Consider the following 17,125-nt stretch of genomic DNA (forward strand, 5'->3'; position numbering starts at 1 on the left):
GAGTTCTTCGATAATGAGAATGGATCGCATTTGCAAGCGACAAAATGCATCGCTGCTTAAAAACTTTGCGTAAGGGGAGGTATGCCTCCACGCAGCCTCGTCATCCCCCGACTTGTTCGGGGGATCTCCTCCGGGAGTGTGTCCAAGAGAGGTCGAGCCAGTGTGGAGGCACCCCCGGAGGAGATGCCCCGGATAAACCGGGGCATGACGGTTTTGGTTTGAAAAAGAGCCTCAGAAATCCGAGCACCGTCCGCCGCGTTCCCAATCGCCATAGCGGGTGGGTTCGGGACCTTTGGGGCCACCGTATTCGACTTCCTTCTTCTCCGGGGCGGGAGCCGGGGCAGCCTCGGCCGCCTTGGGGGCGTGGCTGGTGAAGGTGCGGGGCTTGGCTTCAGGTTTTTGCGTGCTCATCGGAGGTCCTATTCTTGACCGAATTGGATGGTTTCTTACATAGGGTCTAACAGGCATACTATCCAAGAGGAGAGCATCTAGAAGCCATGCACACTCGCACATTTCTGTTGATGGCCGCCCTGGTCGCCCTGTTTGCGGCGGTCGGCTATCTGATCGGTGGGTCCGGGGGCATGATGATCGCTCTGGCTGTCGCCGGTGCGATGAACCTCATGGCCTATTGGAACTCCGACAAGCTTGTTCTGTCGATGTATCGCGCCCAGCCGGTCGAGCGTGCGCAGTCGCCGGAATTCTACGACATGGTCGCCGGGCTGGCGCAGCGCGCGCAGATCCCGATGCCCAAGCTCTATGTGATTCAGGAAGCTCAGCCGAACGCCTTTGCCACTGGCCGCAACCCGGACAATGCCGCCGTCGCGGTGACTGAAGGCATCATGCGCGTCCTGACCAAGGACGAGCTGGCGGGCGTCGTCGCCCATGAATTGGCGCATATCAAGAACCGCGACACCCTGATGATGACCATCACCGCCACCTTGGCCGGTGCCATCGGCATGCTGGGTAATCTGATGATGTTCACGGGGCTTGGCGGCAGCCGGGACGAGAATGGCAATTCCAATCCGCTGGGATTAATCGGTGGCTTGGCGATGATGATCCTTGCCCCGCTGGCCGCGACCATGGTTCAGATGGCGATCAGCCGGACGCGGGAATATGAAGCGGACCGTGTCGGCGCCGAGATCTGCGGTAATCCGCGCTCGCTGGCATCCGCTCTGGAGAAGATCGAGGCTTATGCCCAGGGGACCCTTAACGTGACGGCCGAACATAATCCGGCGACCGCCCATATGTTCATCTCCAACCCGCTGTCGGGCCGGGGAGCGGACAATCTTTTCTCGACCCATCCAGCGACCCGCAACCGCGTGGCGCGCCTGATGGAGATGATGCGCGACGGTTTTACCCGCACAGCGGTTCCTTCCGGTTATAGTCGCCCGGTTTCCAAATCCAACGGACCGTGGGGATGAGCGACAGTTCCAGTACCAGCCGACCGCTTCAAAGCAACGAAGGTGGCGCACGCGGGATCGATGCCCGCGTCGTCGCCCACGAGCTTCTGAGCCAGATTCTGCGCCGCCGCCAGGCACTGGACGATGCCCTCGCCCAGCACCCCGGCCTCAATACGCTGGAGCCGCGCGACCGCGGCTTTGCCCGCGCCATGGTCACCGCCTGCCTGCGACAGCTGGGCATCATCGATGCCGTGCTGAGTCTGTGCCTGCGTGAACCACTGAAGCCGCGCGATGCCGCCGGGCATGATCTGCTGCGCCTGGGCGCCGTTCAGCTGCTGGTGCTGGGCACGCCTGCCCATGCCGCCGTCAGCCGCACCGTTGCGCTGGCCGAACAGGTCGGTGTTCCGCACCTTAAAGCCCTCATCAATGCGGTGCTGCGCCGAATCGCCGAACAGGGCGAGCTGATGCGCCTGCGCATCGATGCCGAGCGCAAGGCCTTGCCCGACTGGCTCTGGGCTTCGTGGTCCCGGACCTATGGCGAGGATACCGTCCGCGCCATCGTCAAGGCGCTGATGAATGAACCGCCGCTCGATATCTCCCTGCGTGACCCGTCGCGGGCCGAGGAACTGTGCGGCGATCTGGGGGGGCTTATGTTGCCGACCGGCAGCGTGCGCCTGGCCCGTGCGGGTCTTGTGACCGATCTGCCCGGCTATAGCGATGGCAGCTGGTGGGTGCAGGACGCCGCAGCGTCCCTGCCCGTGCGTCTGATGGGCGACCTGAAGGACAAGCGCGTCGCCGATCTCTGTGCCGCCCCTGGCGGCAAGACGCTGCAGCTGGCCGCCGCCGGGGCCAAGGTCACCGCGCTCGACCGGTCGGCCCCGCGCCTGGGCCGCCTGTCGGAAAACCTCGCCCGCACCGGCCTTCATGCCGAGGTGGTGGCCGGGGATGCCGCCTCCTGGAACCCGCCCACGCCCTATGATGCCGTGCTGCTGGATGCGCCCTGCTCCGCCACCGGCACCGCGCGCCGTCATCCCGATGTGCTGTGGCTGAAGTCGCCGGGCGATATCGACAAGCTGACCGTCGCCCAGGACCGGCTGCTGGCTTCTGCCGCCGAGATGCTGGTACCGGGCGGGATGCTGCTCTATTGCACCTGTTCACTCGAAGCGGCCGAAGGGCCGGAGCGGATTGCCGCTTTCCTGGCCAGGGATAGCCGCTTCACGACCGAGGCGATTTCCCCGGACGAGGTCGGTGGACTGGCCGACGCCATCTCTCCCGAAGGCTGGCTGCGCACGCTTCCCCACCATTGGGGAGACCTGGGCGGACTCGACGGATTTTTTGCTGCGCGCTTGCGGCGCGCGGCCTGACTAGGGTTTAACTCTCCTCCATGCAACAGAACATCCGTATCGCCCCCTCGATCCTCTCCGCCGATTTCGCCAAGCTGGGCGAAGAGATCCGGGCGCTCGACGCTGCAGGCGCCGACTATATCCATGTCGATGTGATGGACGGTCATTTCGTCCCTAACATCACCATCGGCCCGGCCGTGGTGAAGGCGCTGCGTCCCCATACCCAGAAGCCGTTCGACGTGCATCTGATGATCGGTCCGGTTGATCCCTATATCCAGGGTTTCGCCGAAGCTGGCGCCGATATCATCAGCTTCCATCCCGAGGCAGGCGCCCATCCGCACCGCACCGTTCAGTTGATCAAAAGCTTCGGCAAGAAGGCCGGTATCGTCCTTAATCCGGCAACCCCGGTCGAAGCGGTCGATTATCTGCTCGAAGACCTCGATCTTATTCTGGTGATGAGCGTCAATCCGGGCTTCGGCGGCCAGAGTTTCATCGATAGCCAGCTGCGCAAGATCGAGATTTTGCGCAAGCGCATCGATGCCACTGGCAAGACCATCGATTTGGAAGTCGACGGCGGCATCAACCTCAAGACCGCGCCGCTGGCAATCTCCGCCGGCGCCGATCTGCTGGTCGCCGGGACGGCTACCTTCACCGGCGGTCCTGCCGTCTATGGGTCGAACATGGATGCGCTGCGGGGTAATCGGGCGGCGTGACGGGTTCCTGGCGCAATCGGGCGGGCAAAGCGCTCGCGGTCCTCAAGGCCCAGACGCCCTGGTACTGGGCGAAGCTCAAGCGCGAGCCACCCGACCGGCTGCTCTATCTGCCCTCCGAACCCTGGGTCGGCGATCCCGATCTGGGGCAGCGGATCACGCGCGGCGAATTCACCTTCGTCCGCCAGACTTTTCCGGCTGGGCCTGAGATCTGGCATCCGCTCGGCGCCTCGCAAAGCTGGCTCGACTGGCTGCATGGTTTCGGCTGGCTCGCCGATCTGAAAGCCTTTGGCGGCGATGCCGCCCGGGATCGCGCCCGCGATATGGTCGGCCTGTGGCTGGCCGATCTTGGCGATCATTGGGACGGGCAATCCTGGCGGGCCGATGTCACCGGCCGCCGCGTCGCCGCTCTGCTGGTGCATATCGAATGGCTGCTGGCCCCCGGCGGCGATGCCCTGCGCGCGCCGCTCTATCGCAGTCTTGCCATGCAGACCCGCCATCTTTCTGAGGCGGTCAGCCATGCCCCCGCTGGCCTTGGCCGTCTGGAGGCTATCCGTGGCCTTGCCTATGGCGTCGTCTGCGTGCCGCTGGACGAGAAAGAGGCCACCCGCGCCCGTAGCCTCGTCGAAAGCCAGCTCGACAGCACCCTGAGTGCCGATATCCGCACCGACGGCGGCCATAGCGACCGTAGCCCGTCGCGCCAGCTGGCGGCCCTGCGGATGCTGATCGATCTGCGCAATATCCTGCGTGCCGGTGGTGGTGCCGTTCCGGACAGTCTGGTGCTGGCCATCGACCGTATGGCGCCGATGGTCCGCTTCTTCAAACATGGCGATGGCGGGCTGGCGCTCTTCAACGACAGCAACGAGGAAGACCCCGTCGAGGTCCGCCGGATTCTCGATTCCTCGGAAACCTCCAGCAAGCCACCCAACAGCGCGACGCAATCGGGTTTCCAGCGGGCGATGCGCGGCAAGACCGTGCTGATCTGCGATACCGGCGTTCCAAACATTGCCAACTCCGCCGCCCATGCCGGGACCCTGTCGTTCGAGCTGAGCTATGAGCGCGACCGGCTGATCGTCAATTGCGGAGCCCATGTGCCGGACGGTTCGGACTGGCGGCGTGCCCAACGCGGCACGGCGGCCCATTCGACCCTGACCATCGCCGACCGCCCCTCGACCGAGATCATCGACGGCAATCGCCTGGGCAAAGGCGTGACCCATGTGGGAGTCAGCCGCGAGGAAAGCGAAGACGGCGTCTGGCTGGAGATGACCCACGACGGTTATGTCGTGCCTTTCGCCCTGGAGCATCGCCGCCGCCTATATCTGGCGGGAACCGGCGAGGATCTGCGCGGCGAGGATGTGCTGGCGCCGGTCGGGCTGGAGCGCAAAGGCGCAGCGGCTGAGCCGCAGAAATTCTGTATCCGCCTGCATCTACACCCCCGCGTTCAGGCTGTGCTGATCCGCGACGGCGCGGCCGTGCTGCTGAAGACATCCGGCGGCGCAGGCTGGCGGTTCCGGGCATCGGGGGCCGAGCTCGGCTTGTCGGATTCGATCTATCTGGGCAAGCGGGGCGAACTGCGCCGCTCGCAACAGATCACCATGACCGGGACCACGACGCCGGATAAATCCACGTCCGTCAAATGGGCGCTCCAACGCGAGGCCCTAAAGCCTTAATGGGGCGTTCGTCCGGCGGCGATCTGCGTCGTTGCTTCCCGTGCTCGGTGCTCACGTACAGTCGTACGTTCCGCGCCTGCGCTCGAAAACGCCTAGCAGCTCACTCACCGGCCTTCACGCTTGAGACGGCGGTGCGACGCGGTTCGGCCACGCGAGATCCCGCATCAAGTGCGGGATGGCGGCTGCCTCTTACTCGGCTTTAGAAGTGAAGGCCGGTGGATGAGCTGCTAGGCGCTGGCGAGCGCAGGCGCGGAGCGTACGACTGTACGTGAGCACCGAGCACCGTCGGCAACGCGCAGATCGCCACCGGACGAGCGCCGTCAGGGCCTTATTGGCTTTACCTGAAACAGCTGCGACGGTCCGGCGGAGAACCAGCCATTCTGCACCGTGACCGGGATCGACAGCGACGGCAGGCCCGTCTCCTGATCCTTCTTCGCCAAGGCCAGCAGCAGCAGCTTGGACAGTTTAGCGTCGCGTTCCTCGATCAGGCCCGCTTCGGTCAGCCGCTCGATGGCTTCGGGGAAGCCGATAGCCGTCAGGGTTCCGGCAGCTTGCGGGCGCATCTGGCGATCCAGTGCCAGGGTCGCATTGCCCAGCAGCTTCACGGTGCCGCTGGCCGCGCGCAGCTCATGCATCTCGATCGTCCCGCCCTCGTCCCGCCAGGCAGGCAGCACAACAGCGGGCGGACCCGGCGGCAGGGCGCCCATGACGGTCGCGCGGATGCCGACGCTCAGGGGCTTGGCCAGGATCGGATCGGCATCGGGGGCCAGCAGATTGACCAGATCGAATTCCAGATCCAACGACGGGCGCAGATGGTCAGTCGATTGTTTGGGGTGGCGCACGATATCGAGCGCAAGCCGGTCTGCCCGCATATCGGACCCTTTGCCCGTCGCCGTCAGCGCCGCATTATCGAGCACCAGCGACAGCTTGAACCCCCCGCTCCGTTCGCTGACCGTCACCTGACCACCCCCGGCCAATGCGCCCTGCCACAGGCCGCCATTGGGCCAGCGCGCTTCGAGCGCGGTGCGGGCCGGAAGCTCCAGGCGCACCGCGAAGGGATCGAACAGCGACCAGACGACATCGGCGCTTTCGGCATCTGCCGCAAGGCCCACCAGCCCCACGATAGAGCGATTGGGATCGGTCGGGATCAGCAGGCGCGGCGTCTTGAGGTGCAGGCGGACCGCAAAGGGGAAGCCGCCCGTATCGATATCGCCATGGGCGATCTGCCAGCCGTCCGCGCGCCGGGCTTCGGTCCAATCGGCAAAGCCATCGCGCACTTTTCCGTCCGCAATGATCCACAATAGCCACAAGACGCCGGTCAGAAGAATAAAGACGGCGAGAGCAATCGTACCTGGGCGGCGCAGGATCGGCGCTAACTGAGACATCACCTTTGCCATAACTGTTCTTGAAGATATCGGCAAGGGGGACCCGCGCATCCGCCATGCAGTCAAAGCATGAGCGTTGCCCGTACACTCATGCAAACTCGGGCCCATGAACATTGTGACCCGCGCCGCGCCGCTCCTATTTGTCGCACTCTGGCATACCGGCTTCATCGGTGGGCGCCTCGGTCTGCCCCATGCCGAGCCGCTGACCCTGCTGCTCTATCGCTTCATCGCCGCCAGCGCGATCCTGAGTCTGGCCGCCTTTTTTGTACGGGCGCCCTGGCCCAAGGGCTGGCAGGCGGTGCATCTGGGCCTATCGGGCCTGCTGCTGCATGGGGTGTATCTGGGCGGGATCTTCTACGGCATCTCGGTCGGGGTATCCGCGGGCGTCACCTCGCTGATCGCCAGCCTGCAGCCGTTGCTGACTGCCGTGCTGGCCGGGCCGCTGCTGGGCGAGAAGGTCGGCGGACGCCAGTGGCTGGGTCTGGTCCTGGGTCTGGTCGGCGTTTCCTGCGTGCTGTTCGAGAAGCTGACCAGCGCCCATCTGCCGCTCGGCGGGCTTGCGGCCTGTTTCATGGGCCTCATCGCCATCACCTATGGCACGCTGCATCAGAAGAAATACGGCGGCACGGGCGATCTGCGCACCATGACCGCCTGGCAGTATCTGGTCTGCGTCGCCTTTTATCTGCCCGTGGTGCCGCTGCTGGAAAATTTCCATGTGGAATGGACCGGCGAGTTCATCTTCGCCTTCACCTGGCTGACGCTTGTGCTGTCGGTCGGCACCATCGCGCTCTATTTCTGGCTGATCCGCCGGGGCAGCGCGGCGGGGGTTGCGAGCCTGATGTATCTGGTGCCGCCGCTGACCGCGATCACTGCCTATTTCCTCTTTGACGAACGCTTGGGCATACTGGCGCTGATCGGCATCGCCATTGCCGCGACCGGCGTTGCCATTGTGAACGCGAAACCCGCCAAACCTAGGACGGCATGAACGACAGCGACTATTGGGTTTTTGGCTATGGGTCGCTGATCTGGGACCCCGGTTTTCCGTATCTCGAGAAACGGACCGGCATCCTGCGCGGCTACCACCGCCGTTTCTGCCTCTATTCCCACCGCTATCGCGGCACCAAGGAGAAGCCCGGCCTCGTCCTGGGGCTGGACCGCGGCGGCGCCTGCCGGGGCGTGGTCTTCCGGGTAGCCGCTGCCGAGGTTCCGGCGGTCAAGGAGTATCTCTGGGACCGCGAGATGCTGAACAGCGCCTATATCGCCAAGATGCTGCGGATCGTGACGCCCGACGGGCCGGTGCTGGCCCAGAGCTTCGTGATCAATACCCAGAACGAGCAATATGCCGGTCGCCTGACCCATGACGCCGCCGCCCGCCTGATCGCCACCAGCTGCGGCGAGCGCGGCCAGAACTGCACCTACCTCTATAACACCGTCGACCATCTGGCCGAGCTGGGCATCCATGACCATGGGCTGGAGGCGCTCGCCAATCTGGTGCGCAGGTTGACGACACTGCATGGCGAAGGCCTCGATAGGCCGGAGCATCCGGTGTTCGCAGGCGACGGGATTTAGGGTCGCTCGGCCGGAGGGTCGCCCAAGAAGGACGTCACCCCGGGACTTGATCCCGGGGTCTCCTCCGGGCGCGTTTCCACGTCATCTCGGCAGGATTGGACAATCTCCCGGAGGAGATCCCGTGGTCGAGCCACGGGATGACGAAAAAATTTAACCTCTACCGCGATACGGCGGCACACCTTGGTCAGGTATCCACACGCCTTTCGGCGTTTCCCCAGTCGCGTAGAACACATCGATTGGAATCCCGCCGCGCGGATACCAATAGCCGCCGATGCGCAGCCATACCGGCTCCAGCACATCCACCAGGCGGCGGGCGATATTCACCGTGCAATCCTCGTGGAAAGCGCCGTGATTGCGGAAGGAACCGAGGAACAACTTCAGCGACTTCGACTCGACCAGCCATTTGCCCGGCACATAGTCGATCATCAGATGCGCGAAATCCGGCTGCCCGGTCATGGGGCAGAGCGAGGTGAATTCAGGCGCCGTGAAGCGCACGCAGTAGGGCACATCCTGGCTGTTCGCCACCCGCTCCAGCACTGCTTCTTCGGGCGATTGCGGCAGGTCGGTCTTGGTGCCCAGCTGGGTCAGGACGGCGTATTTATCGGTGCTGCTCATAGCGGCGGGATATCCCCTTCGGCCTGTTGCCGGTGGAAGTCGGCGGCGAAAGCATCCAGGCGATCTTCCTCGATGGCCCGGCGCAGATCGGCCGTCAGTTCCTGATAATAATGGATGTTGTGCCAGGTCAGCAGGATCGCCCCCAGCATCTCCTCGGCCTTGAAAAGGTGATGCAGATAGCCACGCTGATACTGGGTACAGGTCGGGCAGGCGCAATCGACGTCCAGCGGCCGCGTATCTTCGGCATGGCGAGCATTGCGCACATTGATGGTGCCTCGGCGGGTGAAGGCCTGGGCGGTGCGGCCGGAGCGGGTCGGCAAAACGCAGTCGAACATATCGATGCCGCGCTGAACCGCGCCGACGATATCGGACGGCTTGCCCACCCCCATCAGGTAACGCGGCTTCTCCTGCGGCATGCGCGGCATGGTGAAGTCCAGGACCTTGAACATCATTTCCTGCCCCTCACCGACCGCGAGGCCGCCGACGGCATAGCCTTCGAAATCAAGCTCGGTCAGGGCATCGATGGAGCGGTAGCGCAGATCGGGATAGACCGAGCCCTGGACGATACCGAACTGGCCATAGCCCGTGCGCGCCTGGAAGGCATCGCGCGAGCGCTTGGCCCAGCGCATCGACAGCTCCATGGAGGTCTTCGCCAACTCCTCCGTCGCCGGATAAGGCGTGCATTCGTCGAACGCCATCGTGATCGTGGCATCCAGCAGATGCTGAATCTCGGTCGAGCGTTCCGGCGTCAGCTTCCACTGCTTGCCGTCGATATGGCTGCGGAAGGTCACCCCTTCCTCGCTCATCTTGCGCAGATCGGTCAGCGACATGACCTGATAGCCGCCGCTGTCGGTCAGGATCGGGCCGGACCAGTTCATGAATTTATGCAGGCCGCCCAGGGCCGCCACCCGCTCAGCGCCGGGGCGCAGCATCAGGTGATAGGTATTGCCGAGGATGATGGAGGCGCCGGTCGCTTTGACGCTTTCCGGCAGCATGCCCTTGACCGTTCCCGCCGTGCCGACCGGCATGAAGACCGGGGTTTCCACCACGCCATGGGCGGTATGCAGGCGCCCCCGCCGCCCGTTGCCGGACTTGGCGAGAACTTCGTAACGAAACTCGGTCATTGGGCAGCAGGCTCCAGAAGGCTGGCATCGCCGTAGGAGAAGAAGCGATAGCCATGGGCAATAGCGTGGGCATAGGCCGCCTGCATGCGATCCAGCCCCATCAGGGCGGACACCAGCATGAAGAGGGTTGAGCGCGGCAGATGGAAGTTCGTGATCAGCGCATCGATGCCCTTGAAGCGGTATCCCGGCGTGATGAAGATCCGCGTCTCATCGTCAAAAGCATGGAACCGGCGGTTCTCATCGGCCGCGCTCTCCAGCACCCGCAGGGCCGTGGTGCCGCAGGCGATGATGCGACGGCCAGCTTTGCGGGCTTCGTTCAGGCGTTCGGCGACCTCCGGGGTGATCTCACCGGTTTCGGCGTGCATCTTATGCTCGTCGGTTTCCTCGACCTTTACCGGCTGAAAGGTGCCAGCGCCCACATGCAACGTCACCGTCTCGCGCGCCACGCCCTTAGACATTAGTTTTTCTAATAACTGTTCGGTGAAATGCAGGCCCGCTGTCGGCGCAGCCACTGCACCATCCTTGGCAGCGAACACCGTCTGATAGTCACCCTTGTCTTGATCGTCCTGGGCGCGGCGGATATAGGGCGGCAGAGGCATCTCGCCATAACGCTCCAACGCATCCCGGAAAGCGGCACCTTCGACGTTGAAGCGCAGGATGATCTCGCCGGACTCGCGCTTCTCGATTACTTCGGCCGACAGATCATGAGAAAAACTAATTATCTGTCCCGGCTTCAGGCGCTTGCCGGGCTTTGCGAAGGCTGACCAGCAGCCATTGGCGAGGCGCTGATGTAGCAGCGCCTCCACCTTGACCTCGCCGCGCTCGCCCCGCAGGCGGGCCGGGATCACGCGGGTATCGTTGAAGACCAGCAGGTCGTCGGGACGCAGCAGGTCCGGCAGGTCGCCGACCACCCTGTCGATCAGGGCGGACGGCGTCACATGCAGCAGGCGTGCGGCTTCTCGCGGCACCATCGGCCGTTCGGCAATCCGGTCGGGCGGAAGGTCGAAATCGAAAAGCTCGACACGCATGGCTGATTACTTCGCGAACTGGGTGCCGTGCGCCCGCCACAGGGCAAGGCGGAAGGGCGCCAGCATGACCAGCGCCATCACCAGCTTCACCGCGAAGTCACCCAGCGCCAGGGTGGTCCAAGGAACATCGGTGCCCGCGAAAGCGACCGAGAAGAAGATCCCGGTATCGACGGCCGACGCGATAGCACCAGCGATGAAAGGCGCCTGCCACCAAGCCTGGGTCCGCAGGCGATTGAAGATGGTGACATCCAGCAGCTGGGCAGCCAGGAAGGCAGCACCCGAGGCAATCGCAATCCGCAGGGTGGTCAGCTCCAGGAACGAGAAAGCGACCGAGACCGCAACGCCGGTGGCAAAACCGGCATAGACGACGCGGCGGGCCTTTTCGGGGCCGAAGAAGCGGTTGATCAGGTCGGTGACCAGGAAACTGACGGGATAGCTGATCGCACCCCAGGTCAGGAACTCGCCCAGGGCGCCGCTGGTGACCGGAAACTGCACGAGGTAATTGGAAGCGACGACGATGACAATCATCGCCAGGACGGCAAGCGACAAGGCGCGCGTCTGGGGCATTTCATATCTCCATCCGGTCGAACATACCGGCGATGTTGCGGGCGGACGGCTGATGCCGAAGCCCGATCAAGGGAAGGCTTTACGCCGAGACCATCGGCGGCGCAAGCATCGTGGTTGCATGGCCGCTTGCATCCTCGGTCGCCCAGGACTGCGACTGGAACTTCAGCAGCAGCGCCACCCAGGTCTTCTCCTCGGGCAGGCAGGCCAGCAGACCACCGTCCTGCCAGCAGCCGTTCTGCGCCAGGAACTCGGCGCTATTGCCCTGGTTCATATGGATATCATGCATCCCGCGCGAGGGGATGAAGCCGAACTGCCGGTCACGGCGCAGGGGCCACGGCCCCCAGGGCTCGCCATAGATCGCCAGGAACGCGCCCCGGTCGCGCGCCACCCGCGACATCAGGCGCATCAGCAGATCGTTGAGATCATTATCCGGCCCTTCGACGAAATCCGGCAGCGGCTTGAAGTCGGCAGGCTGGCAGATCCCGGCCCGGATATAGTCGAGCGCGATCCCGCCCGGTCGCCGTGCCACGAGATGCAGCCCCGGCGGCATGGCCCACAGGCGCTCGGTCAGCGGATGGTCGAAGGGCTCGATCAGAGCGACCTCCAGTTCCGATGGCCAGAGGGCGGAGCGGATATTGACCGACGCCCGGTGCGATTGGCGCCCGGAGGAAACGCGGATCTGAAAATGGGGAGTTTTTCCCTGCCCCCGGCGCCACTCGACCGGCCGCCCCTTGAGCATCGCGTACTGCTTCAGCATGGCCGCGATCCTAGAGCGGCTTTACGCACAAAAAAAGGCCCCGCGAGCACAGGGCCTGCGGGGCTTTAAGGTCGGAAGGGTTCGAGCAGGACACCACAGTCACGCTCGATGTCGTTTGTAAGTGATAATCATTCTCATCGTCAAGGGGGAAAGAGTTGAGCGCCGGTGGAATTTTTTCGACTCATGAGTCAGATGGATGGATCGTAGGCAAATGATCGATCTGACTCATGGGTTGAGCCTCCTCGTCGCCATCCTCGGACTTGATCCGAGGATCCATAGGGTGGCCGACTTTGATGCTGCGGATCACGGTGTCGATGTCTTAGGGAGATTGGGGGAGATCGGCTCCCGGAGGAGATCCCCCGACCAAGTCGGGGGATGACGGCGTTTTTTTTTGGGGGGGCGGAAAAATCGCCCAACGCGGTTCGGCCACACGAGATCCTCGGGTCGAGCCCGAGGATGACGAGGTCTTTCTTAATAGGCTTTAGAAGCGAAGGCCGGAGGGATCAGATGCTAGGCGCTGGTGAGCGCAGGCGCGGAGCGTACGACTGTACGTGAGCACCGAGCACCACCAGCAACGACGCAGATGGCCCCTCCGGGCGAGCGAGGCTTAGTGTTCGCCTTTTTCGGCGAAGGTAACGACTAGGTTTATGGCCGCAGGCGGCAGGTCCGACAGTTCGACGCGGAACCCACCGGCAGCACCACCTTCCAGCGGGCCGACCTGGGGGGCGAAGACCCATTCCTTCAGGGCCTGGGGACGATCCTTGGCGGAGACGATGGCTTTCAAGGCCGGAACCGCTTTCATCTCGGGCGTGGTGTTAATCAGCGTACCTTCAATCACCAGCACCCGCGCATCATCCCGGCGCTGCGAGGTCACGTCGCGCAGATCGAAGCCTTCGCCGGCAACACCCAGGGGAATACGCAAAGTCTCGTAGGCCACAACCGCCTGGGGCCAGGCTTGGACGACCTGCAGACGGCCGAGATAAAGGCCGGTCAGGCCGCCGACCAGAACCAACAGCAGCAGCGCCCAACCGAGGCCGGAGCTTTTGGCGGGCGCAGGCGGCGGGCCGCGACGGCGGGGACGACGATCCTCGCGCGCTTCCTTCAGGGCAAAGACATCGCCATCGCCACTATAGGCGCCAGGGGCGGCCGATGACATCTCGACCATCTCCTCCCCAACGCCATCGTGACGCCAGGTGTGGGCGCAACGCGAACAGCGTACGGATCGGCCGCGCGTGCCAATCTCGGCTTCCGCGACGATGTATCGGGTCTCACAGGCGGGACAGCTGACAATCATCTTTAGTTCGGCCACATTTAGATGAATTCCCTTATACGGCCAAGCAGGGCTTGGCGGCAAGTTAAGAGCTTGCCTGACAATTAGTTGAAAGATGTAGCACTTTCGGCCACGGTCGAGACATCGACCATAGGTTTTTGTGGCTGAGACGGCGGGACAGGCGACTACAATGGTGCGATTCGATGCGGTTGGCGTGCGATATGGGAAAGGGCAGGAGGTCCTGCGGGACGTCTCTTTCCATCTGCCACCGGGCTCTTTTCATTTTCTGACCGGGGCGTCGGGCGCCGGTAAATCCACCCTGATGCGCCTGATGTATCTCGCCCAGCGCCCCACACGCGGCGTCGTCAGCCTGTTCGGGCGCGATGTGCAGTCGCTGGAGCGGCACGAGATGCCTGCCTTCCGCCGCCGCATCGGCGTCGTGTTCCAGGAATTCCGCCTGCTAGACCACCTGACCGCCCTGGAGAATGTCGCCCTGCCCCTGCAGGTCGCGGGCTATGACATCGCCGAAGTCGGCAACCATGTGACCGAACTTTTGAGCTGGGTCGGCCTCAAAGACCATCTGAATGCCAAGCCGTCGACCCTGTCGGGCGGTCAGCAGCAGCGTGTCTCCATTGCCCGCGCGGTGATCGGGCGGCCCGACCTGCTGCTCGCCGACGAACCCACGGGTAACGTCGACGACAAGATCGCCGTGCGCCTGATGCATCTGTTCGAGGAACTGCACAAGATCGGCACCACGGTGGTGATCGCGACCCATAGCGAGGCGCTGATCCGCGAATTTCCGCACCCCGTCCTGCATCTTGACCGGGGCGAGCTGACCCTGCGCCAACCCGGCGAGGTCTGGGCGTGAAGTTCCTGCATGAAAAGCTGGCCGTCGGCGTCGCCCTGCCTCTGCGGGCTGACGAAGGGGGCCGCCTGCTGCCCGCCATCGTCGCCGTTATGATCTTCCTGGCCATGCTGGCCGCTGCTGCTGCTTTGGCTATCAGTGGCGCCGCCAATCATTGGGACCGCACGATCTCTGGATCAGCCACTGTCCAGGTCCTCCCAGCACCGGACAGCGCGTCCCCTGCCGCCCTCGAACAACGTTTGAACGCCGCCCTCGCGGCCCTGAAGGCCACACCCGGCGTGCTGTCTGCCGACGCCATTCCTGAAGATATCTCGCGTGAAATGCTCACCCCATGGCTGGGTGAAATCGTCGCCAGCGGCGCCCTTCCCATACCCCGGCTCATCGATATGGATTTCACCCCGGGCAAGCTCGACCTAGAAGCCCTGCGCGCTAAGCTGATGGTGATTCCAGGGGTAAGTCTCGACATCCATACCCAATGGCTGCCGGGCCTGCGCCAATCCGCATTCTGGGCATCACTCGCCAGCCTCGGGCTGGTGTTGACAGTAGGCGCCGCCTCGGTTCTGGCCGTGGTCTTCGCCACCCGCTCCACCCTGCGCGTGCAGCAGGATGTAATCGAGGTGCTGCATATGATCGGCGCCCGCGACAGCTATATAGCGGGCGGTCTTGCCCGGCAGGCCCTGAAGCGCGCCCTGATCGGCGGGGCTATCGGCGGGGCCCTGGCCCTGCTGGGGCTCATCGGGCTCGCCTTCTTTGCGACCCCGGATATCGCCCTGCTGGCTGCCGTCCGCCTGTCTATTTTCGACTGGATCATCGTCGCCCTGATCCCCTTGGTCGGGGCTATTCTGGCCGCCGTCACCGCCCGCATCACCGCGATGCGCGTGCTGGCCCGGATGGTCTGATGCGTTACAAGCTGATCCTGCTGGACCGTGATGGCGTTCTGAATGTGGACCGGGCCGATTCCGTCCGCACGCCAGAGCAACTGATCATGATCCCCGGCGCCGCCGCTGCCGTTGCCCGCCTGAACAGGGCCGGGCTTCGGACGACGCTCTGCACCAACCAGTCGATCCTGGGGCGCGGCTGGGTAACCCAGGCGGTCTTCGATACGATCCATGACAAGCTGATCGCGGCGCTGGCGGCCGAAGGCGCCCGGCTGGATCATATTCTCGTGGCCCCCGATGCCCCTGACGCAGCAACCCCGCGCCGCAAACCCGGTCCGGGCATGCTGCAGGAGGCTCTGAATCTCCATGGCCTCTGGCCGGACGAGGCGGTGATGATTGGTGACAGCATGGTCGATGCCCAGGCCGCCAAGGCCGCTGGTGTGCCTTTCATTCTGGTCCGCACCGGCAAAGGCAGCAAAACCGAGTTGGATTTGCCGCCATCCGAGCGGCTTTTTGTCGCCGACGATTTACCTTCCGCAGTGGACGCGCTATTCACGGCGGCATGAAACGTCTGCCCCTCTATCGCCGGACCCGCGCGCGCCGATGGCCTTTCCGCCTGATCGCCCTCGCGCTCGTCGGCTATTTCGCGGGGCTGGTCTGGTTTGCAGCGACCCTGGCGACCGAGGAAACGGCGGATCGCCGCACCACCGACGCCATCGTGGTGCTGACCGGTGGCTCGCTGCGGGTGCAGGCGGGTTTTCAGCTACTGGAGGCTGGGCTTGCCCGCCAGCTGCTGGTTTCCGGCGTCAATCGCGAGGTCGAGCGTAACGAGCTGCTGGCCTTTGCTCCCTTGCGCAAGGATCTGATGACCTGCTGCGTCACGCTGGGCTATGCGGCGGGCGATACCATCGGCAATGCCAGCGAAACGGCGGCCTGGGCCATGGCCCATGATGTCCATTCCCTGCGGCTCGTCACTGCCAACTACCATATGCCGCGTGCGATCCTGGAGCTGAAACGCTCGCTGCCCGACGCCGATATTCTGCCCTACCCGGTCTTTCCGGCCGCCTTCGATCTGCGCCGCCCGACGTTAGCCGCGACGGCGTTGCTGTTTTCCGAATATAACAAGCTGCTGGGTGCCTGGGGGCGCCATCTTCTGGCCAGCGGCATGGAGTTGCTTTCTTGATCTACGTCCGCTCGTTGGCTTTCAACATCGCCTTCCTGGTGTGGTTCATCTGCTGCACCGTCGGCGGGTTGCCGCTGCTGTTCACCAACCGCGAAAATCTGTTCCCGCTGGCCCGGGTCTGGATCAATGGCACGAGCTTCCTTTTGCGGGTGATCGTCGGCCTGAAATACGAAGTGCGCGGCATCGAGAACCTGCCCGAGGGCGCCTGCATCGTCGCCTCCAAGCATCAGTCGGCCTGGGACACGCTGATTTTCATGCCGCTGCTGAAACGCCCGGTTTTCATCCACAAGAAGGAACTGCTCTGGTTCCCGATGCTGGGGTTCTACCTGTGGCGCGGCGGGATGATCGCGGTCGACCGGTCGGCGGGCAAGCGCGCCATCATCCATATCGGCCGCGCGGCAAAGCCGCTGCTGGCCGTCGGGCGGCGCGTCATCATCTTCCCGCAAGGCACCCGCACCCCACCCGGCGAAATCCGCCCCTATCGGTCCGGCGTACAGTCGATTGCAGCCGCGACCAACGTGCCGGTTGTGCCGGTAGCGCTGAACTCCGGCCTTTACTGGGGCCGCAACGCCTTCACCAAGCGCCCCGGCACCATCCTGCTGGAATTCCTGCCGCCCCTGATGCCGCCCCATAAAGACCGAGCGGCTTTCATGGAAGCGCTGGAAGGGGCGATCGAGCCCGCCACCCAGCGCCTGGAAGCCGAAGGCCGCGCGAGAGACGGGGTTTAAACCTCGGCATTCAGAAGAGTATGCCCCGACAGA

Annotated in this window: 19 protein-coding genes and 1 pseudogene; 11 read left to right on the forward strand and 9 right to left on the reverse strand. The window is 64.0% G+C overall.

Going from position 1 to position 17,125, the window contains the following annotated elements; genetic code table 11:
- Positions 1-231: 231 nt before the first annotated feature.
- Positions 232-411: a DUF1674 domain-containing protein gene (locus ACFSM5_RS13990; RefSeq protein WP_379877051.1), complete on the reverse strand. Its 180-nt coding sequence runs from the start codon at positions 409-411 to the stop codon at positions 232-234.
- A gap of 86 nt (positions 412-497) precedes the next feature.
- Between ACFSM5_RS13990 and htpX the strand changes: the two genes are divergently transcribed.
- From htpX to ACFSM5_RS14010, 4 genes are read left to right on the forward strand one after another with little or no spacing between them, the layout of a single operon-like run.
- A complete protein-coding gene (htpX, locus tag ACFSM5_RS13995; protein WP_379877052.1) occupies positions 498-1,421 on the forward strand; it encodes a zinc metalloprotease HtpX in 924 nt (307 codons plus the stop codon).
- Complete coding sequence (locus tag ACFSM5_RS14000) at positions 1,418-2,764, forward strand: RsmB/NOP family class I SAM-dependent RNA methyltransferase (RefSeq protein WP_379877053.1); 1,347 nt, start codon at positions 1,418-1,420, stop codon at positions 2,762-2,764. Before htpX ends, ACFSM5_RS14000 begins: the two co-directional genes overlap by 4 nt.
- 20 nt (positions 2,765-2,784) lie before the next feature.
- Positions 2,785-3,456: a ribulose-phosphate 3-epimerase gene (gene rpe / locus ACFSM5_RS14005; protein WP_379877054.1), complete on the forward strand. Its 672-nt coding sequence runs from the start codon at positions 2,785-2,787 to the stop codon at positions 3,454-3,456.
- Positions 3,453-5,123, forward strand: a complete 1,671-nt coding sequence (locus tag ACFSM5_RS14010; protein WP_379877055.1) for a heparinase II/III family protein — start codon at positions 3,453-3,455, stop codon at positions 5,121-5,123. The genes rpe and ACFSM5_RS14010 overlap by 4 nt, the downstream gene beginning before the upstream one ends.
- Before the next feature lie 320 nt (positions 5,124-5,443).
- On the opposite strand, the gene ACFSM5_RS14015 is transcribed toward ACFSM5_RS14010, so the two are convergent.
- Positions 5,444-6,508, reverse strand: coding sequence for a DUF2125 domain-containing protein (locus ACFSM5_RS14015; RefSeq protein WP_379877056.1), 1,065 nt, complete (start codon positions 6,506-6,508; stop codon positions 5,444-5,446).
- A gap of 106 nt (positions 6,509-6,614) precedes the next feature.
- On the opposite strand from ACFSM5_RS14015, the gene ACFSM5_RS14020 reads away from it, so the two are divergent.
- Entirely contained in the window at positions 6,615-7,493 is an 879-nt protein-coding gene (locus ACFSM5_RS14020; protein ID WP_379877057.1) for a DMT family transporter, read from the forward strand.
- On the forward strand, positions 7,490-8,077 hold the full coding sequence (locus ACFSM5_RS14025; protein ID WP_379877058.1) for a gamma-glutamylcyclotransferase: 588 nt from the start codon (positions 7,490-7,492) through the stop codon (positions 8,075-8,077). Before ACFSM5_RS14020 ends, ACFSM5_RS14025 begins: the two co-directional genes overlap by 4 nt.
- Positions 8,078-8,227: 150 nt before the next feature.
- On the opposite strand, the gene queF is transcribed toward ACFSM5_RS14025, so the two are convergent.
- The 7 genes and pseudogenes from queF to ACFSM5_RS14060 form a co-directional block, all read right to left on the reverse strand.
- Positions 8,228-8,692: a preQ(1) synthase gene (gene queF / locus ACFSM5_RS14030; protein ID WP_379877059.1), complete on the reverse strand. Its 465-nt coding sequence runs from the start codon at positions 8,690-8,692 to the stop codon at positions 8,228-8,230.
- Positions 8,689-9,816 carry a tRNA guanosine(34) transglycosylase Tgt gene (gene tgt / locus ACFSM5_RS14035; protein ID WP_379877060.1) on the reverse strand — a complete coding sequence of 376 codons (1,128 nt, stop codon included), beginning with the start codon at positions 9,814-9,816 and terminating at the stop codon, positions 8,689-8,691. Before tgt ends, queF begins: the two co-directional genes overlap by 4 nt.
- Complete coding sequence (gene queA, locus ACFSM5_RS14040; protein ID WP_379877061.1) at positions 9,813-10,844, reverse strand: tRNA preQ1(34) S-adenosylmethionine ribosyltransferase-isomerase QueA; 1,032 nt, start codon at positions 10,842-10,844, stop codon at positions 9,813-9,815. The genes tgt and queA overlap by 4 nt, the downstream gene beginning before the upstream one ends.
- 6 nt (positions 10,845-10,850) lie before the next feature.
- On the reverse strand, positions 10,851-11,411 hold the full coding sequence (locus ACFSM5_RS14045; protein ID WP_379877062.1) for a queuosine precursor transporter: 561 nt from the start codon (positions 11,409-11,411) through the stop codon (positions 10,851-10,853).
- 79 nt (positions 11,412-11,490) lie between these two features.
- Positions 11,491-12,168: a DUF2278 family protein gene (locus ACFSM5_RS14050; RefSeq protein WP_379877063.1), complete on the reverse strand. Its 678-nt coding sequence runs from the start codon at positions 12,166-12,168 to the stop codon at positions 11,491-11,493.
- A gap of 607 nt (positions 12,169-12,775) precedes the next feature.
- Positions 12,776-13,324 carry a hypothetical protein gene (locus ACFSM5_RS14055; protein ID WP_379877306.1) on the reverse strand — a complete coding sequence of 183 codons (549 nt, stop codon included), beginning with the start codon at positions 13,322-13,324 and terminating at the stop codon, positions 12,776-12,778.
- A 39-nt stretch (positions 13,325-13,363) separates the two neighbouring features.
- A pseudogene (locus tag ACFSM5_RS14060) lies at positions 13,364-13,462 on the reverse strand (MJ0042-type zinc finger domain-containing protein); the annotation flags it as partial.
- A 166-nt stretch (positions 13,463-13,628) separates the two neighbouring features.
- On the opposite strand from ACFSM5_RS14060, the gene ftsE reads away from it, so the two are divergent.
- From ftsE to ACFSM5_RS14085, 5 genes are read left to right on the forward strand one after another with little or no spacing between them, the layout of a single operon-like run.
- Positions 13,629-14,306, forward strand: a complete 678-nt coding sequence (gene ftsE / locus ACFSM5_RS14065) for a cell division ATP-binding protein FtsE (RefSeq protein WP_379877064.1) — start codon at positions 13,629-13,631, stop codon at positions 14,304-14,306.
- Complete coding sequence (locus ACFSM5_RS14070) at positions 14,303-15,202, forward strand: cell division protein FtsX (RefSeq protein WP_379877065.1); 900 nt, start codon at positions 14,303-14,305, stop codon at positions 15,200-15,202. Before ftsE ends, ACFSM5_RS14070 begins: the two co-directional genes overlap by 4 nt.
- A complete protein-coding gene (locus ACFSM5_RS14075; RefSeq protein ID WP_379877066.1) occupies positions 15,202-15,747 on the forward strand; it encodes a D-glycero-alpha-D-manno-heptose-1,7-bisphosphate 7-phosphatase in 546 nt (181 codons plus the stop codon). Before ACFSM5_RS14070 ends, ACFSM5_RS14075 begins: the two co-directional genes overlap by 1 nt.
- The gene (locus ACFSM5_RS14080) at positions 15,744-16,364 is read left to right on the forward strand and encodes a YdcF family protein (RefSeq protein WP_379877067.1); all 621 of its coding nucleotides are present in this window, start codon (positions 15,744-15,746) and stop codon (positions 16,362-16,364) included. The genes ACFSM5_RS14075 and ACFSM5_RS14080 overlap by 4 nt, the downstream gene beginning before the upstream one ends.
- Positions 16,361-17,092, forward strand: a complete 732-nt coding sequence (locus tag ACFSM5_RS14085; protein ID WP_379877068.1) for a lysophospholipid acyltransferase family protein — start codon at positions 16,361-16,363, stop codon at positions 17,090-17,092. Before ACFSM5_RS14080 ends, ACFSM5_RS14085 begins: the two co-directional genes overlap by 4 nt.
- Positions 17,093-17,125: the final 33 nt, after the last annotated feature.

It is taken from the genome of Lacibacterium aquatile (assembly GCF_042683105.1).
GTDB lineage: Bacteria > Pseudomonadota > Alphaproteobacteria > Elsterales > Elsteraceae > Lacibacterium > Lacibacterium aquatile.

Coding starts and splice junctions, on each gene's coding strand:
- ftsE (WP_379877064.1), top strand. CDS start 13,629: ATGGTGCGATTCGATGCGGTTGGCGTGCGATATGGGAAAGGGCAGGAG.
- htpX (WP_379877052.1), top strand. CDS start 498: ATGCACACTCGCACATTTCTGTTGATGGCCGCCCTGGTCGCCCTGTTT.
- queA (WP_379877061.1), bottom strand. CDS start 10,844: ATGCGTGTCGAGCTTTTCGATTTCGACCTTCCGCCCGACCGGATTGCC.
- tgt (WP_379877060.1), bottom strand. CDS start 9,816: ATGACCGAGTTTCGTTACGAAGTTCTCGCCAAGTCCGGCAACGGGCGG.
- ACFSM5_RS14015 (WP_379877056.1), bottom strand. CDS start 6,508: ATGTCTCAGTTAGCGCCGATCCTGCGCCGCCCAGGTACGATTGCTCTC.
- ACFSM5_RS14080 (WP_379877067.1), top strand. CDS start 15,744: ATGAAACGTCTGCCCCTCTATCGCCGGACCCGCGCGCGCCGATGGCCT.
- ACFSM5_RS14045 (WP_379877062.1), bottom strand. CDS start 11,411: ATGCCCCAGACGCGCGCCTTGTCGCTTGCCGTCCTGGCGATGATTGTC.
- ACFSM5_RS14025 (WP_379877058.1), top strand. CDS start 7,490: ATGAACGACAGCGACTATTGGGTTTTTGGCTATGGGTCGCTGATCTGG.
- ACFSM5_RS14000 (WP_379877053.1), top strand. CDS start 1,418: ATGAGCGACAGTTCCAGTACCAGCCGACCGCTTCAAAGCAACGAAGGT.
- ACFSM5_RS14055 (WP_379877306.1), bottom strand. CDS start 13,324: ATGTCATCGGCCGCCCCTGGCGCCTATAGTGGCGATGGCGATGTCTTT.
- ACFSM5_RS13990 (WP_379877051.1), bottom strand. CDS start 411: ATGAGCACGCAAAAACCTGAAGCCAAGCCCCGCACCTTCACCAGCCAC.
- queF (WP_379877059.1), bottom strand. CDS start 8,692: ATGAGCAGCACCGATAAATACGCCGTCCTGACCCAGCTGGGCACCAAG.
- ACFSM5_RS14020 (WP_379877057.1), top strand. CDS start 6,615: ATGAACATTGTGACCCGCGCCGCGCCGCTCCTATTTGTCGCACTCTGG.
- rpe (WP_379877054.1), top strand. CDS start 2,785: ATGCAACAGAACATCCGTATCGCCCCCTCGATCCTCTCCGCCGATTTC.
- ACFSM5_RS14075 (WP_379877066.1), top strand. CDS start 15,202: ATGCGTTACAAGCTGATCCTGCTGGACCGTGATGGCGTTCTGAATGTG.
- ACFSM5_RS14050 (WP_379877063.1), bottom strand. CDS start 12,168: ATGCTGAAGCAGTACGCGATGCTCAAGGGGCGGCCGGTCGAGTGGCGC.